Annotated in this window: 12 protein-coding genes and 1 pseudogene; 7 read left to right on the top strand and 6 right to left on the bottom strand. The window is 39.7% G+C overall.

All coding sequences use genetic code 11. The annotated features are described in order from the left end of the window. The first annotated feature begins 7 nt into the window (after positions 1-7). Positions 8-733 (top strand): MauE/DoxX family redox-associated membrane protein, encoded by a 726-nt coding sequence (locus tag PTET_RS18990; protein ID WP_013462886.1) that lies wholly within the window; start codon positions 8-10, stop codon positions 731-733. Positions 734-1,276: 543 nt separating this feature from the next. Here PTET_RS18990 and arfA read toward each other — a convergent pair. The 4 genes and pseudogenes from arfA to PTET_RS16440 form a co-directional block, all read right to left on the bottom strand. Then, positions 1,277-1,477 (bottom strand): alternative ribosome rescue factor ArfA, encoded by a 201-nt coding sequence (gene arfA, locus PTET_RS16455; protein ID WP_013462885.1) that lies wholly within the window; start codon positions 1,475-1,477, stop codon positions 1,277-1,279. Positions 1,478-1,660: 183 nt separating this feature from the next. Continuing rightward, a complete protein-coding gene (locus tag PTET_RS16450) occupies positions 1,661-4,189 on the bottom strand; it encodes a TonB-dependent receptor plug domain-containing protein (RefSeq protein WP_096038981.1) in 2,529 nt (842 codons plus the stop codon). A 438-nt stretch (positions 4,190-4,627) separates the two neighbouring features. Beyond that, the gene (locus PTET_RS16445) at positions 4,628-5,785 is read right to left on the bottom strand and encodes an HDOD domain-containing protein (protein WP_096038980.1); all 1,158 of its coding nucleotides are present in this window, start codon (positions 5,783-5,785) and stop codon (positions 4,628-4,630) included. After that, positions 5,782-7,790, bottom strand: a pseudogene (locus PTET_RS16440) (EAL domain-containing response regulator). Before PTET_RS16440 ends, PTET_RS16445 begins: the two are co-directional and overlap by 4 nt. Before the next feature lie 473 nt (positions 7,791-8,263). Between PTET_RS16440 and PTET_RS16435 the strand changes: the two are divergent. From PTET_RS16435 to hemH, 4 genes are all read left to right on the top strand, one after another. Beyond that, positions 8,264-9,448: an FIST signal transduction protein gene (locus PTET_RS16435; RefSeq protein ID WP_096038979.1), complete on the top strand. Its 1,185-nt coding sequence runs from the start codon at positions 8,264-8,266 to the stop codon at positions 9,446-9,448. Continuing rightward, a complete protein-coding gene (locus PTET_RS16430) occupies positions 9,445-10,854 on the top strand; it encodes a sensor histidine kinase (protein WP_096038978.1) in 1,410 nt (469 codons plus the stop codon). Before PTET_RS16435 ends, PTET_RS16430 begins: the two co-directional genes overlap by 4 nt. Positions 10,855-11,093: 239 nt before the next feature. Then, positions 11,094-12,431, top strand: a complete 1,338-nt coding sequence (locus tag PTET_RS16425; protein ID WP_096038977.1) for an HD domain-containing phosphohydrolase — start codon at positions 11,094-11,096, stop codon at positions 12,429-12,431. Between the two features lie 78 nt (positions 12,432-12,509). Continuing rightward, entirely contained in the window at positions 12,510-13,529 is a 1,020-nt protein-coding gene (gene hemH, locus PTET_RS16420; protein ID WP_064663630.1) for a ferrochelatase, read from the top strand. A 157-nt stretch (positions 13,530-13,686) separates the two neighbouring features. Here hemH and PTET_RS16415 read toward each other — a convergent pair whose 3' ends face one another. Continuing rightward, a complete protein-coding gene (locus PTET_RS16415; RefSeq protein WP_096038976.1) occupies positions 13,687-14,844 on the bottom strand; it encodes a benzoate/H(+) symporter BenE family transporter in 1,158 nt (385 codons plus the stop codon). Positions 14,845-15,213: 369 nt separating this feature from the next. Between PTET_RS16415 and PTET_RS16410 the strand changes: the two genes are divergently transcribed. Beyond that, positions 15,214-15,927, top strand: coding sequence for a hypothetical protein (locus tag PTET_RS16410; protein ID WP_096038975.1), 714 nt, complete (start codon positions 15,214-15,216; stop codon positions 15,925-15,927). Positions 15,928-15,999: 72 nt separating this feature from the next. Beyond that, positions 16,000-16,743, top strand: coding sequence for a zinc-dependent metalloprotease family protein (locus tag PTET_RS16405; RefSeq protein ID WP_024602595.1), 744 nt, complete (start codon positions 16,000-16,002; stop codon positions 16,741-16,743). Between the two features lie 119 nt (positions 16,744-16,862). Here PTET_RS16405 and PTET_RS16400 read toward each other — a convergent pair whose 3' ends face one another. Beyond that, a complete protein-coding gene (locus PTET_RS16400; protein WP_036955370.1) occupies positions 16,863-18,083 on the bottom strand; it encodes an alkaline phosphatase family protein in 1,221 nt (406 codons plus the stop codon). Positions 18,084-18,193: the final 110 nt, after the last annotated feature.

Genomic DNA, 18,193 nt, shown 5'->3' with positions numbered 1-18,193 from the left:
GTAAAATATGGCCAAGTCAGCCCAATTGTATAGAATGGCAACCGATGAACATATTTGCCCATTTGGTTTAAAATCTAAAGATTTACTTGAACGTCAAGGCTTTGAAGTAAACGATCACTTACTCACCTCAAGAGCGCAAACCGATGCGTTTAAACAGCAACACGACGTAGAAACAACACCACAAACGTTTATAGATGATAAGCGCATCGGTGGCTACGATGAGCTTAGAAGTTTCTTTAATAAATCGCCTGCCGGTCAGCAAGGTACAACCTATACCCCTGTGATAGCGATTTTTGCGGTTACCTTGTTGCTCAGTTTAGCTTTTTCGTTAAGTGGTGCAGGGCTAAGCATGTATACACTTGAGCTTTTCGTGGCATTAACCATGGCGGTACTGGCCATTCAAAAGCTGCAAGATTTAAACAGTTTTTCAAATTCCTTTATCACTTACGACTTACTTGCCATGAAAGTGATTCCTTACGCTTATGTATATCCATTTTTAGAAGCCTTTGTTGGCGTGGCCATGATTGCAGCACTTCCGGTTTACTTGGTTGCACCTATCTCTTTGTTGATTGGTAGTGTCGGCGCAATATCCGTGATTAAAGCCGTGTATATAGACAAACGCGAACTTAAATGTGCCTGTGTTGGCGGCGATAGCAATGTACCGCTTGGCTTTATTTCACTAACCGAAAACCTATTTATGATAGCAGCCGGTATCTGGATGCTAGTTAAATAATAAAAAGGCGCGATAGGTTTAAAACCTACCGCGCCCTTCATGTTTTGATAGCGAGCTAAGAGCTACGGGAAGAGCATTCCTGTTTTTATATTTTCACATTAACCCTCACTCACTTTTCTTTGTGCAAACATGTTTTAAGTGATTTATTTACAAAGAGGTTATGAGACGCTGCGCTGAAAGAGGAAATATAAAGCCATATATAAAGCGGTAACAGCGATTTTATATCGCGTCAGAATTAAAATTATTAAGTATAATTAGATGCATACAATCAAAAGTCCGTATTTTTTGTCTGCTCATTTTCTCCTCATTCTCTTCTCTTTGTGCAAACATCTTCTAACTGATTTATTCACAAAGAGGTTATGAGGCGCTGCGCTTTAGAGGAAGTAAAAAGCCAAACATAGGCCGATAGCAGCGATTTTACATCGCCCCAGGATTAAAATTATGAAGCATAGCTCTATGCTCGAAGCCCGAAGCCCGAAGCCCGCCTTATTTCAGCAAACACTTAGCTAACTCGCAACAAAATCCCTATTTGATCGGTGCTATTTAAGCCGCGATTAAATAGGACTCTTGTCCTGCATGTTTGTTACTGCGTTTAAACGAGCCTTTGCCTTTTTTGGCTTTAACCACTTGCGGTTTAAATACTTTAGAGGTTACCAGTGCTGCCAATGCGTTGTGTTTTATCACACCGCGCCCAGTGTCTACTGCGGATTTGTTAACCGCTTTTGCTTTGCTTTTTTTCGCCATTTATTTTTTCCTATTAATAAAATGAGTATAACGAGGGATATATATCCCACTGTGTTATTGATGGCGATTGTATGCTTAATTTTCAAGCATGCAATCATTTTTAATGCTGTTTTAAATATATTTTAGCCATAAAAAAAGCGCCTTTATAAACGGCGCCTTTGCTGGTTTAACTTAACCTAAAAATTAAAAACTAAAGCTTACTTTTGCGTAGTAAGTACGACCATCAAAGCCATAGGGTACGGCTCGTAACGGATATTTAAATGCCCCATTTGAAATAGCGTTTAATACTTCATCATCGCCTAATTCATCCGGTGTTTCATCAAATACATTGTCTGCACCTACCGATAGAGCAAACATATCGTTAATTTGATAACTTACATTTAAATCCACTAATACGGCTGATTCTACCGTACTGGTTGCTTTAAATGAGCCATCTGTTGCAAGTTCAATATGGTCATTACCAAAGTACTTCACATCGGTTTCGCCAAAGTAATTAAAGCGGATCATTGAGCTATACGCGTCACGCTCATAATCAAACGTAAGCGTTGCACGTTCGCCCGGCTGCCCATCAGTTAAAAAACTACTTTGGATATCATCAAGTGCTACATTTTCAGGAATACCCGGTGCTGCATTAACACTGTCAATTTTAGTTTCATTTAAATTACCGGCAAACGTAGCAGAAAAATTACCGTCATATAAATCGGTGCGATAGGACGCAATAATGTCAACACCCTGCGTTGTCGAATTCACTGAGTTTGAAAAGTAATTCGCTTGTACTGCACCCGTTGCCTGTAGCGCGGCAACTGCATCAGGACTAAATGCCACATCATTAGCCGATAACAAGCTGCCCAGTGTAATACGGTCTTCAATTTCTACACGGTAAAAATCCACCGTTAACGATAAATCACTGGTCACATCATAAACAAAGCCTGCACTGTAGTTAGTTGATGTTTCAAGCTTTAAGTTATCAACGCCTAATGCAGCTGGAAATGCTGAGCCCGTTGTTGCTGTAAACGACTGGCTTAACGTGCCGTCAGAACCTAAGTTAGTGGTAAACGCAGTGTAACCGCTTTGCTGTAATGATGGCGCTCTAAAACCCGTTGATAATGCACCACGTACCGCAAAATCATCGTTAAATTCATAACGCGTGGCTACTTTACCAATTATGTCGTCACCCGCATTAGAGAAATCTTCGTAACGAAGTGCACCGCTAACATTCCACGCATCGGTAACCATGGTTTCTGCGTCAATATAAACGGCGTAGCTATCGCGATCACTTTTATTTGATGCTTCAGGGCGAAGGCCGTTGTAAGCTTGAAAACCACATTGTGCAAATTGATTCGGATCGTTCACAGATGGGTATGAAGTATCTGTGTTAGCAGTGCCACACGCGTATGAGGCTTCTTCACCGGGTACAATTTCATAGTTTTCTTTACGGTATTCAGCACCAATTGACACGTACACAGGCTCACTGCGGCCAATATCAACAATCCCGTTCACATCCGCGTTGAATGTTGTTTGGTCAAACCTAAAGCCACCCGAATACCCCTCAGTTGGTCCTGCATTTGCAGCAATATCGGCATCACTTGCACCTGGGTTATTAAATAAATACTCAGCAGCATAAGAGGCATTTAATGTATTGCGTGAGGTAAAGTCGTATTGGTTTTCACCATATACCGCCGATACATCGTAATTCCAATCAGGGTTAATATCACCTCTAAAACCGATTGAAACAGAGATATCCTGTGCTTCATTGTCTATTTGCGGTAAAAATCCATCGCTATAGACTTGAATCACGTTTTTAGATGCTTCGTTAAAGTTACGATAAAAGCCGTTACCTAGTGCAGTACGCTCAGAATAACCACCAAATGAGTAAAGCTCGCCCTCACTCATTGGCAATGCCATATTGTAAAATACCGAAGTAAATTCACTCTCTGCATTACCTTGTCCCCAACGAACTTCGTCCGATAAAGTACCTGGTGCGACATTAAGTGAACCACCGGTATCTCGCTCGGCACGATTGGTTTTATCTGCATCGCGATACTCAAGCGATAAATTAATAAATCCACCTTCGTTGCCTAGTTCAAAACCACGATTTAAACCTGCAGAAATTGTTTCCCCATCGCCTTCTGCCGTTTCACCGTATTGCACATAACCTGTGGTTAAATCTGTTGAGTTATTAAGTGATAAATTGATAACCCCCGCAATCGCATCTGAGCCGTACTGCGCCGCCGCACCATCACGTAAAACCTCAACCCCTTTTAAGGCAATAAGCGGGATCGCATTCATATCAGTCCCCGCAGAGCCACCGCCCACGGTACTAGTTAAACCAAAAATAGATTGATTATGGCGGCGCTTACCGTTGACTAAAACCAGCGTTTGATCTGGCTGTAAACCGCGTAATGTTGCTGGGCGAAATAAATCGGAACCGTCAGAAACTTGTGTACGAGAAAAGTTAAACGATGGCGCTGTCGCTTGTAAGCTTTGCCCAAGCTCGGTAAAGCCGCCTTTATTTAAATCATCCGCGTCAATTAAATCAATAGGTGATGACGACTCTGTTGCTGTTCGGTTAGAAACTCGCGACCCTAACACAGATATTTGTTCGATATTTTTTTCAGCTTTAGCAGGCGCTTCTTGTGCATTAACCATACTTGGTGCACTGAAAGCAAAAGCAACCGCTACAGCCAAGGTGTTTAAACGATATGTTGACATAATGATGACCCTGTTTTGTGTATTCTTATAATATGTGTGGGGTATATTCCTGTATCCCATTGCCAACATCCTAGCAACATACACAAACAAAAAGAAACAAAAAATTTGATAAAATTAGCATAAGAATGCAAATAACTTTAAAAACAGGAAAATAACACCTATAAAAGCTCAAAATACAACCAAAGTAGCAATTTAATATCACAGCGCCCAAAGTTAATACAATGTTAATAATGAGGTTTTATTCATAATTAGTGAAAATAACGGTTTTGTATATTTTTTACTCTGCAATGAGCAAAAAATACACTCCAAATGAGGTTTTATGCGGTTTTTATAAGACTAAAGTAGATAATAAAGGGAAGAAAGGGTACTCAGAAAAAACTATACATAGCTAGTTATGTAGTACTGTCCATTTTTAAACAATATTTTGTACAGGCCTATTTAAGAGGTATAACTATGCCAATCAAATTCACTAATTAGATGGCAAAGTATAGGGTCTACACCTTTTGAGTCACAGTATGCGCGTAACTGCATGGGGGAGTGTTTATCAAAAAGAATTTGCCTAACAATAAATAACGTATGATTAAGCGGAATTAACTCATTATCATCAGTGGCGGCTAAATCATGGCAACTCATTAATAAGCTACACATTTTCGTGTCGTATCCCCATAACTTTAAAACATAGGCCGAAATAAAGTTAGAACTAGCATATTCTTCACTCACGGCTTTTTCATGCTCAAAATACGCTTCACTTTCCCCTTGAGACAGCAAAATAATTTTGCCAACAAAACTCAATAACGCCACTGAAAATAATAGTTCTTGATCATGTAAGTTAAAACCTGCCTGCTTAGCAAAACGCTTAACACAACTAGCGTAATTCGCTGCTATATTCAATTGTTTCTCATGGATAGCCGAAGGAATGGATGATTCAAAATTTTTGGCAACTAATAAAGAAGTGGTGATAGCCATTAATATCGTTGTTCCGAGCCTCGACACAGCTTCATCAATTGACGATGTTGGCCTTACAAACCCAAGATAAGATGAGTTTGCAAGTTGCAACAATTTAGCAGTTATTATTGGCTCTTGAGAAACAACATGGGCAATGTCGTGTAAATCAAATTCATCGCTTTGTACTAACTCCCTGAGTTCTTTCAAAATAAGAGGATAAACAGGAAAGCTGATCATAGCCCCTAACTGCCTGCGCACATTAAAAGCAAAGGGTAACGACTTTAACGCCGCCACATTGTTAAAAAGTGCGGTTATGTCTGCCTCATTAAACGGTTTAGCAAGATAAGCATGCACAACATTAGGCTGTCGCATCATGGTACTCAGTGTCATATCGCCAGTAAGTAATGCCCTCACTGGGTAAGGGTTTTGCGACGAGCATTGCTCTAAAACATCCAAACCATTCATTTGCGGCATTAAATAATCACTTAATACTAAATCTAGGTCTTGCTTAGTGTTTAGTAGTTGCCAAAATTCATCAATATCAGAGGTTGTCATTATATCAACCTCTGGAAAGGCTCGATGAATAGTTCTTTGTAATACTTTTAATAAAAAAGCATCGTCATCTAGTATGACTACCGCTATTGAACTCATTGCGCACCTTGAGAATTGAAATGGCTTAAGTAATTACAAAAATCATCCTGCTCTAAAGGCTCACTATAGTAATAGCCTTGTATGTAGTCACACCCTAACTTTTTAATTAATTCACATTGATAGGCTGTTTCTACTCCCTCAGCAACAACTTTAAGATTTAGATCATGTGACATACGCGTAATATTACGAATCATACTTTGCATCGCTAAAGACGACTCTATATCAGCAATAAGGGCTCTATCTAGTTTAACACCATCTACTGGCAACTTAGAAAGATAGCCAAGTGATGAGTAACCTACACCAAAGTCATCAATCAATAACTTAAACCCCACGTTCTTAATTTTATTAACTGTTGTTCGCAAATAGTAAAATCTTCTATTAAATAGGTTTCTGTTAACTCAAAAACCAACTGTGATGACTCTAAATTATTGCGACTTAAACACTCGAGCATAAAGTCAATCCAATCGGGATCATCTTTTAATTGTCTAGCAGATAAGTTAATTGCCAATACACGCACGCCTGTATTGTTCTCTGTCCAATATTTTAACGTTTTACAACTTTGAGAAATAACCCAGCGTCCTATTGATATAATTTGGCCATCACATTCAGCAATCGGGATAAAATGAGCTGGCGGTACCCAGCCATGTTTACTCGGCTCATACCAGCGAATAAGCGTCTCAGCAATCAATATTTGCCCTGTTTTAGTGTCTACTTTTGGCTGAAAACGCAACGACAGTTCATCATTACTTACCGCTGTTAATAATAAACGGCTTAACTCAAAGTTCTTTTTATAATCGGCTACCAGCTGAGGATCAAACCGAGAACAAATACGCTGTTGTTCACTTACTTGGTAATTCATCGTCAACTGCATTTGATTAACGAGTTCTTTTCCTTTCAAATTATCTTCAGGAAACAACCCATACACGCCATAAAGCTGCACATGGGCATCGTTATATTTACTAGGGAGTAGTTTTTTCAGATCATTCATCGCCTTATTTAAATCGGTTAAAATTTCACTATCAGATTTAATTTCAGGAACAAATAATACAAACCGATCGGCGCTCTTATGAAGAACTTTCACCGGTTGCTTTGATACGCCTTTTAGCACCTCCAAAACCAATTTTATAAGGTGGCTGCCATCTTCTGCGCCTAACAGATCATTGATTAATTGAAACTGCGCAATACCTATATAAACGAGGGCATAACATTCTTTATTCGCTTCACACAGGGCTAAATGATGATAAAAATCAGACTCGTTAGTCACCACTGATGGTGTTCTGGTAAGTTGAAAAATATTACTCATACTATTTGAGTTAATTGATAACTTTAAAAGCTGGCAAAAACCGTCATGTAAACAACGCTCAATCATAACTTCTTCGCTTTTAGCTAGATCAGAAGTGCAAGCATAATTAATAAAAAGTGTACTGCTTTGCTTATCAACAAACGACTGACTTACCGCTTTGTTTTGAGCTGTATCTAAATTGGCGAGGTGTTTGTTTTCGTATAAATGAATATCTGAAATGATTTCAGCGGCAGGTGCATTAAAACGATTAATAATGCCGTCATTGTCTATTTCTATTAATGCCGACATACTGCCCATTAATAACTGATCTCTTACTCTTTTAGCTCGGCGCTGTTCATATTTTACTTTCGCCTCGCTAATGTTTTCAAGTAGCTCACTATCAACCCATGGCTTTTCTAAAAAACGAAATACTAATCCCTGATTTAATAACTCAACCACAGACTTAAAATCAGCATACCCGCTGAGCACTAAATTTACGCAATCGGGCCAATTAATTTTAACTTGGCGTAATAAATCAGCGCCGTTCATTTCTGGCATTCTAAAGTCAGTAATAATTATCTCAACTTGATTAGCCGCTAATATTTCAAGTGCCTCAAAACCAGTGGATGCCGTCATTACATCATAACCTGAACGAACAAGTACTCGTTTTAAAGATTTCAATACATTGAGTTCATCGTCTACCAATAAAATTCGCAAAGCCACTATTTATACCTCAAATGAGTTTTACTTGTGCCTAGTAAATTGTTCACACAGCTCATCCATGTATCGTTACTTAATGATTTAAATAAATTCACATCAGCATGTTGTGCCTAAACACATAAGCAATAAAGTTATTTACTCGTAGCTATAATTACCTCGCTCAGCTAATGAGTGCCCTTTTAGGCCTCCTACATTGATCCAGCGTTTCTATACACTGATGAGGATATAAGTAATTAGCAACCTTATTCAGCTTTACCGGGGCTGAAAATGTCAATATTATTAGCTTGATTTTAACGCAACGCTAACATAAATTTAAACGCAGCACGACAAATAAAACTCGTGGGCAAAGGTGATATCGACTAATAATTAGCAGCTAAATTCATTCTATTTAATATATAGTCTAGAATAAATTCTAAGCGATTATTAATAATTAAAACATCCACGGTTGTGGCTATTGTTATTACCAAGGGGCATCTATGTTCGCCATTGATACTTTTCACACTCACGGCAGCGATATAGATAAATTTATCCAACCTGTTAGTCAGTTTACGAACAACAGCCCAGATTTACTGCTTGGGTTTGCTACAACCGATACCATTAAATACCTTTTTAATAACCAGCCAGGCTTTTTAAAAAACACTCGCAATTGTTTAATCATCTCTTCGTGTCTTGGGTCATCAACCGACCAAACCCTATCATTAAATGAGCAAAGTATTAGTTTATTCTCGATTAAAGACTCAAATGGTCATTATGGTGTTGCAAGTTGTAATGCAGCCGATAATCTAAGAGAAAATGCTGCTCAAACCGTACTTAAAGCCATTGCTAATGCAGGCCAAGCAGGCCTCGCCCCAAAAATGGTCTGGTGCTTTCAAGTCCCAGGTAATGAGGAGCTGGTTTTGCAGGGAATTCAAGATGCTATCGGGCAGCGTATACCTGTTTTTGGAGGAAGTTGCGCCGACAACGATATTTCAGCAAAGTGGTGTTTTAGCGATACTGAAAATGTATACCAACAAGGTTTTATTATTGCGGTGTTATACCCCAGTGTAGAAACATTCGGCTTTTATAGTTCAGGCTACGATAAAACCGACCAGCAAGGTACAGTGACAGACGTGGATGGTCGTTTATTAAAAACAATTGATAACCAGCCCGCGTTTGATGTTTATAATCAGTGGCGAAAAAACATAGGTTTAAACGCCTTAACTTCAGGAAATATCCTTGCTCAATCAACAATGACCCCATTGGCAAGCGCCCTTTCTTTAAATGATGAAATCCCTCGATTACTGTTAAGTCATCCAGCGGTAGCTGAAAATGGCACGCTAGAATTATTTTCAAATTTAAGCGTTGGCGATACTATTTATTTAGCTTCGGGAAGCCCAGAGCAATTAATTAAACGAGGTGATATGGTTGTCACCTCATTAACTAAATTGGCAGAACTCCATGCCATAAAAAATATTACCGGCGCCATTATCATTTTTTGCGGAGGCTGTATGCTGTCAATTAAAGACGCCATGCAAGAAGTTAAAGAGTCTATTGCAGCACAATTACCCAACACACCGTTTATTATGGGCTTTACTTTTGGGGAGCTCGGCACATTCAGCGATTCAACAAGTAAACATGGTAATTTAATGATTTCATGCGAAATCTTTGGTGGCCCTGAATGAGTAGCAATGAAATACTGTTAGAAAAGCTACACTTATTACAAGTTCATAATTTAGCACTTGAAGAAAACCGTGCCTTTAATAGCCTGATCTTAAATGGCTTAGATGCCATTTTAAAGAACGACAAAACTGAAACCTTACTCACTGAGTTTTTTGATATTTTGCAGCAAGCCATTGCTTTTTCTGCGGCTATTTTAATTAAAATAAACCCCAGCAATGAAACCACGACGTTAATTACAGCATCGCACCCACAAAGTGATGAAATAATTACCCAACTCAAAGCACTAAATAAACCCAATAGAGACATTAAAAATGTATTTAACTTACACCAACTTCCTGATTGGCAAGTAACTGATCCTTTTTGGCATTCGCAGCATGCAATGCTCACCACCCCAGTAAGTACCAGTACAGAAAGCTACCAGCTCTATATTTTTTCAGAAACAATTGGCGCATTTAATCAGCACGATATTACTTTAATGCAACGCTTTGTCAGCTTTGCAGGGAATACAATTTCACAATTTGAAAAACGAAATTTACTTGTTAAACAAAAAGAAATGGAAGAAAAACAAAGTAACATTGAACAAGTGTTAATCAACTCTGAAAAAATGGCTTCGTTAGGGCAAATGGCGGCAGGCGTTGCACACGAAATAAACAACCCTTTAAGCTACATTGTCAGTAATATCCAAAATTTGGCTTACAACCTTGAGCAATTTAGTCATTTAATTAACGCACTCAAAGCAGAAAAAGCCATAGCGCAGCAAACATTAGCAGATACGCTACAACATTATCAATTTGATGAATTACAAACAGACTCAAGCGATATCATTGCTGAAATGACTGAAGGGGCTGATCGTGTTAAGGAGATTGTTCAAGGATTAAGGCAATTTGCTCATCCGGATCAAACCCAAATTGGCGATATTGATATAACAGAGCTCATTGATAACACATTACGTGTTGCCTGGAACGAAATTAAATACAACGCCAACGTTGAAAAACACTACGACACAGAACCCGTTATCATCACAGGACGTTCGACCCAGCTCTCTCAGGTATTTTTAAATTTATTTTTTAACGCCGCTCAAGCCATTTGCGACAAAGTCGGTGTCATCACTATTACCACTAAAGCCGATAAAAAAAATGCCTATATAACCATTGCCGATAATGGCAGTGGAATTGATGAGGACAAATTAAATAAAATTTTTGACCCTTTCTATACTACAAAACCAATAGGCCAAGGCACAGGGTTAGGGCTAGCTATAAGTAAAGCAATTATAGAGCAACATAGTGGCCAAATTCGGGTTGAAAGCCAGTTAAACCAAGGCACTGCTTTTTATATTACGTTACCTAAGAAGCCCACATTAACTGACGACGTACTGACCATATTACATGCCAACAAACAAATTGAGTAAGCTATGTCACACTCTCGATTTTGCTTATATATCAGTACTCATCTTCACGTTGAATTACAGAGAATTACAGTAAAAATAGATACAAACTACAACACAGCGTTACCTTATTTAATCCTAACAACAATGATTTGCGTATTGTTCAAATACTATACTTGGAAACGGCTTAAATAAATCAGTTGTTTACAACCAAAGCTTAGACTAAATTTAGCCATACAACTCACTATCTTATTGGTAAAAAAATGACGGACATTGATGTATTAGAGCAATTAAATGAACAGCCGCCGAGCATTTTATGCCTAGATGATGAGGCCAATGTACTCAAATCTTTAGTACGACTGTTGCGCCAATATAAATTTGATGTGAGTGTTTCAACCAGTGGCCATGATGCACTTGAAAAAATGCAAAAAAAACAGTTTGATGTCGTCATCAGTGACATGCGTATGCCACTAATGAGTGGTGCTGAGTTTTTAGCTAAAGCAAGAAAAGTTGCCCCCGATAGCCAGCGTATTTTGTTAACTGGTTTTTCTGATTTAGAGTCAACAATTAGTGCTGTTAATGAAGGAGGCATTCACGCCTACGTGCAAAAGCCTTGGCAAAACGATCACTTAATTAGCGTTATCCAATCAGGCGTCGAAAAGTTTAGACTCAAAAAGCAAAATGAGATTTTACAGCGCCATGTAAATCAGCAAAATGAACAATTAAAAGAGCTGAATACTAACCTAGAGCAACTCGTCGAAAAGCGGACAAAACAAATAAGAAGCGTATTAAAAAAACTTGAAGTCGCTAATGAAAGTGAAAAACGAGAGCACCAATCTACTGTTGAACTGCTTTATAATTTTATCAATGCAAACCCCTATCTCGATGGTAAAAGAGCAGAAAATATAGCCGGTACATGTACTCAAATAGCGCGTTACCTTAACGTATCGCAAAAAAGCATTGAACTTGCGCCTATTGCGGGGTATTTGGCTCAAATTGGTTTACTTGCTATGGACCCTGAGCTTTACAACAAACCCATTAACGAGCTTAATGAAGTTCAAAGAAAAACATTTTACACCCACCCAAGTATTTCACAATTAATGCTCATGCCTGCGACTCATTTAAGCGATGTGTCTGATGCAATTTACCACCAATTCGAACGCTACAATGGCAAAGGTATTCCCAAAGGACTTGCTAAAAACGATATTCCCATTGGTGCTATGGTGCTCAGTGTTGCTCGTGACTATTGGGAGAGTTACGAGCAAAGTGAGCCGTTACTTACAACAAAACAACGCCATCAATTTGCGCTCAATAGTATTAAATCAAACAGTGGCAGCTTATACCACCCGCGTATTGTCGATGCACTTGAAGCCAGCCACGCTAAACTCATTGCCTCTGACAGCTCTATTGGTTCAATAAAGGTGATGAGCGCACAAGAACTCGAAGAAAATATGATATTGGCAAACTCACTGCACAGCCATACAGGTATTATGCTTTTGCCTAAAGGACATATTTTCAATACGAAATCGATTGTTAAGCTACAACAACTCGAAGCCAAAAAGCCGACCCCATTTAGAATTATGGTTAAAATGGCTAAATGATTGATCTAAAATACTCTTTTATTCGTTATACTAAGCCTAAATAGATACCTATAAATCCATTGCTTGAAGGAGCACAACGTGTCGCGATTTTCTGCCGTTACCGACAATCCCCACGACGGGCGTTTTAACCAAAAAACGGGAATACTTCTGACCAACTTAGGTAGCCCCGATGCCCCAACAGCAAGTGCATTGCGTATTTACTTACGTGAGTTTTTGTCAGACCCTCGTATCGTAGAAATACCGCGTATTGTGTGGATGCTTATTCTGCATGGCATCATTTTGCGTATACGCCCAAAGCGCTCAGCTAAATTGTATAAAAGCATATGGACTGAAAATGGCTCGCCACTGACCCACATTACACGCCAACAAAGCATTAAATTAAATGCCTTATTAAAACAGCACGGCTATACCAACACCGAAGTGGTTATGGCGATGCGCTATGGTAATCCATCAATCGAAGCGGGCCTTGAAGAGCTCAGAGATAAAGGCTTAACCCGCATTATTGTGTTACCACTTTACCCACAATATTCAAGTCCAACCACAGGCTCAACATTTGATGCCGTGGCAAATGTATTAAAAAAATGGCGCTGGGTGCCTGAGCTACACTTTGTAAATGGGTATCACAAAAACCCAACCTACCTAGAGTCGCTTGCTAACAGCATTAGCGAAGATTTAGAAAAACACGGCATGCCACAAAAAATGGTGTTTTCGTATCACGGCATGCCTAAACAGTTTTTAGATAATGGCGACCCCTATCACTGCCTATGCCAACAAACCACCCGTTTAGTGGTAGAAAAGCTAGGCCTAGATAAAGACAAAGTGATCACCACTTTCCAAAGCCGTTTTGGTAAAGCTGAATGGTTAAAACCTTACACAGATGCAACTCTTGAGAGCTTACCTGGCGAAGGAATTAAAGATGTGGCTATTATCAGCCCTGCCTTTAGCGCCGACTGCCTAGAAACACTTGAAGAATTAGAAGGTGAAAACCGAGAGATTTTTGAAGAAGCCGGCGGCGAAAAATACCGTTATATAGCAGCGCTTAACGACCGTGACGATCACATAGACGCCATGTTTGATGTGTTAAAACCAATGCTATAAAAACGGGAAGAGCAGCGGTTAGGTTTTAGCTGTCAGCGATCAGCAAGAGATCAGCTAAGTGCGGTGATCGACTGTAGGCGTGAGTTTACCTCGCGCGCACAGTACCAAACCCGTTGCTCGACACCCGATCCCCGCACCTAACACCTAAAATCTGCTCTTAGCTCTTACGTGTCACCATTAACGTGAGTGCCCCTGCTATTATCCCCCAGCACGCAGAGCCGACTGACCATAACGTTAAATCAGAAGCCGTAACTAAAAAGGTAATAATGGCCGCCTCTGTATATTCGGGGCTGTGCAAAGACTGCTGCAAACTATTAGCGATGGTGCCAAACAAAGCAATACCCGCTAACGCCAATACCAGTGCTTGCGGCAGGCTTGCTACAATCGCCACTAGCATTGCAGCACACAGCGCCATAATAATGTAAAACATCCCACCAGCAATGCTCGCCCAATAGCGCTTATCAGGGTTTTTATCGGCCTCTTCGCTCATACAAATAGCAGCCGTAATGGCCGCTAAATTAATTGAATAGGTGCCAAATGGCGCGGTTACTAAATTTATTAACCCGGTCACAGTTAATGACGATGATATTGGCGCTTTATAGTTATGCGCTTTTAAAATAGCGAAACCGGGTAAGTTTTGTGAAGTCATAGTTACTATATACAAAGGAATACTAATACTTATAAATGCCTGCAAACTAAAGCTTGGTGCAATATAAGCAAAGCTGCTTGCCTGCCACTGCACGGTGCTAGTATCGATATTTCCCATATACCAGGTTAAAAATATACCCGCTAACAATACACTTAGCATTGCAAAACGAGCAAAAAAGCGCTTGCCAATAAAGTACACCACCACCATTAAACCAATCACCAATGGCAAGTCGTTCATAAAGTTAAACACATCAATACCAAATGTGACTAATACCCCCGCTAACATAGCACAGGCCAGTTCACTGGGAATACGGTTCATGATTTTTTCAAACCAACCGGTAATGCCAGATACCAATACCAATAAGGCTGATAGCATAAATGCGCCTATCGCTTCATGTAAGCTGTAGCCCTGGGCACTTGAGATCAGTAATGCTGCACCGGTGGTCGACCATGCAATTAAAATGGGCACCTTATAATAAAACGACAGCATAATAGACGTACCGCCCATTACTAGCCCCAGCATTAATATCCAGCTTGCCACAAGTTCAGGTGTACCACCTAAGGTGATCACCACTTGATAAATCAATGCAATAGAACTTGAAAAACCAATAATGACCGCAACAAGTCCTGCCATAATTCGACTAAGTAACTGATCAGTCCCTGCCATAATTCCCTCTTTTAATAGGTGTTTAACGATACAACATACTTTGCCTATTTATACTTTGCAATTAGCCCTTTGAATAATGAAAAATGATCACGTTACTAAAAAATTTTATTGGTCAGTTTTACTTGTCAAAATCGGTGTGATTTAAAAAACACACACGTACCCAAAAACATGCCACAGGGTGCGCCATTACTACAAAAAAGCCATCCTATTAAACCAAAAAAGTATACCTAAAAAAGGTAAAGCAAATACTTACAATAAGTTATAAAAAAAGCAATTACCACTTTATGGTTACAATTTAAATTTGATCTAATTCTTTTTTTAAGATAAAACTTAACAATTAGTTCACCATTTAACCTAAAAGAGAAACAGATGAAACGTTACATTGTTTTAACTATCGCTATTCCTTTGTCTGTATTTGCCTTGTATACGCTGCTTAATGATCAGAAAAAAACCGATGAGGTAGAAGCGCCCATTGCTATTGATATCGTTCCTGTTGATTCTGAGTTTGCAAAAAAAACACATAACCCATCGCCCATTGATATGAGTAAAGACCCTATTGCAGCAAAACCCGCTAACATTGAATCAAACGTACCTTCAAACTCATTTGACGCAATTAATAAACCTTCAGCAAAGGCTAAAGAAATACTTAAAGCGGCAAAAGTACTGCCAACCGATTTACAAAATGAAGCCTACATAGAATTTGATCTAGCGGCGCTAAAAACCCTCAAAACGGGTGATAATTTTGACCTTGCAATACCGCAAACCGCAGAAACCTACAGCGCTGAAATAACCAATGTTACCCGTGCCAGTAACGGCGATAAAAGCATTGTTGGTCAGGTTATTGGGGCCAATGGCGCAATGCACACCACCATATTAACCGTTGGCAATGATGCGGTTTACGGTCAATTTACAGCCCCAAGTGGTAATTATGTTTTTGAAAGTAAAGGTCAATATGGCTGGATTGCAGCTAAGCGTGACCTATATAAAACACATATAGAGCATCAGGTTGGTGAACCTGCACCAAAAAATGCGGATGACATAGATCCATTTGCACCTCGTGCTGAAAACACGCCCTCTTTTTAAACAAACCTGTCAACGCAGGCAACAAGACCTAGCAGTAAACACTGCAATCGTAAAAAGTAAGGAAATACAACAATGAAAAAAGTAATTTCAACAGCCGCTATTGCAACGGCGCTATGTGCGGCCAGCACAGTGTCAGCAGAAACCATTGATATTGGTATTTTATATACCGATCAATCTGCAGCAGCTACCAGTAATATCAATACCAAAATTAATCAGCTTATTGCTTTTAGTAACCAAGTATACAGCCAAAATGGCGTTGACATTACGCTACGTTTAGTTGGGACTCAAAATTTAGGTGACTATGCAGTAACCCCTTCTGAAGATTGGTTAAATGCCGTCACAAATAGTAGTTACGTAGATGGTTTACGCAATGATTGGAAAGCCGACATGGTTGCCGTACTCGGTACAGGCCAAAGTGCAGGTAACGGTTTAATTTCATGTGGCTTAGCATGGGTTGGCCAAGGCACAAATGGTAATTTATACAGCTCAATGAGCAGCCGCATGTACTCAATCACCGCAATCGATTGTGGAGCCACAACCTTTGTTCATGAGCTTGGTCATAACCAAGGTTTAGCGCATTCACGTAAGCAAGGCGATACAGCCGGTGGTGTATACGTTGATGGTATGGGGCACGGTGTACAAAATGAATTTGCCAGTATTATGGCCTACCCATTTGTATTTGGCAGTGCAACACAGTACGACTATTTCTCAAACCCTAACTGGAGCGTAAACGGTATCCCATTTGGGGTGACCAATCAGTCGTACGCCATTCGTACCGTTACCGACACAAAAACCAGTATCGCTAACTTTAAATAAGCTCAATTCTGAATAATAAATGTATTCTCAAAATTCAGCTTAAATAACAATATCAGCATGGGTAAATTACCCATGCTTACCAATTAAGTTTCCCTTGCGGAGCGCCTCGGCGCTCTTTTTTAATGATTAATCATTTTCTGTTGTATGGCAGGGAGTAAGGTTTTACCATCGCTATCCACTTTACTCATTAGCTTTAAACCCATCACCTTAGCAAGCACAGGGTAAATATCTAAATTATTCACTCGCTCAATGCTCACCCCTTTTTTAAACGCCGGCCCGGTAGCAATAAATGTCGCTGCCATATCATCGGTATAGGCATAGCCATGCGTTCCTAAGTAAGGCACTTTAGCACTACTGCTAAATACCGCAGGCGCTGTCGTTTGTACCACAATATCGCCCACACGAGTGCCTTTATTATAGTGATATCCTGCAAGCTGCTCCTCTGTTAGTACCGTGTAACGTCCTTTTGCTGCATGTTGTAAACGGGCTTTATAAGCCTCTACATCTGCATTTTTAGCATCGCTTTTAGTATAAATGAGTAATCGAGGACCGGTATTAACAACCATAAAATTATCATCTTTAGGTAAGCTGCTCACAACAATGCTCTGCTCAGGCTCAACTTGTGCCATACCATGATCAGACACAATCACCAGATTTACCTCTTGCTCTAACTTACTCAAGCGGGTTTTTAATTGCCCCATCAGCGCATCTAGCTGTTTAACGGCATCACGCGTTTGCACCGCATCAGGGCCATATTCATGCCCCATGCTATCGACTAACGAAAAATAACTCGCCACAAAACGTGGGCGCTGTGCTTTAGGTAAGCTTAACCATTGAATGATTTGATCAATTCGGTCTTGGTAGTCACCTTGTTTAGAGTAATGAAAATAATAGTCAGGCGTCATACCATTAAAGCGCGCATCCGACTCAGGCCAAAAGTATACCGCCGATTTAAGCCCATGCATTTTAACTAAATTCCACAGTGGCGTGCCGCGTACCCAGGTACTGTCTTTTTGTCCTTTCCCCATGCTGTAGCATTCATTATTGCGCGCTTTGTCACAAAACTTATTATCTACAATGCCATGGTTAACTGGCAGTAAACCGGTGATCACCGAAATATGATTTGGAAACGTTTTAGTAGGATAAACAGGCTGCATTTTTTGCGCTCTTACGCCTTGCTCACCCATTGCTTTTAAATTAGGCGCACCGTGCTTTTCAATGTAATCCCAACGCAAGCCATCAATAGAGATCATAACAACCGTTTGCTCTTTAGCGGCAAACGCACTATTCACACCCAATAAAAGGCAAAAACACATTACCTTAGTGATCCACAACTTCATTTTAAATACCTAGATGTATGTTAATTTTATAAAAAATAATACTAAAGCAAGTTGTTACTTTATGATACATGCTGATAAATTAAAGCAAACTATTAAAAATAAATAATCGT

It is taken from the genome of Pseudoalteromonas tetraodonis, from assembly GCF_002310835.1.
Taxonomy (GTDB): Bacteria; Pseudomonadota; Gammaproteobacteria; order Enterobacterales; family Alteromonadaceae; genus Pseudoalteromonas; species Pseudoalteromonas tetraodonis.
Note: the sequence above shows the minus strand (reverse complement) of the source record. Positions and strands in the feature narration are given on the sequence as shown.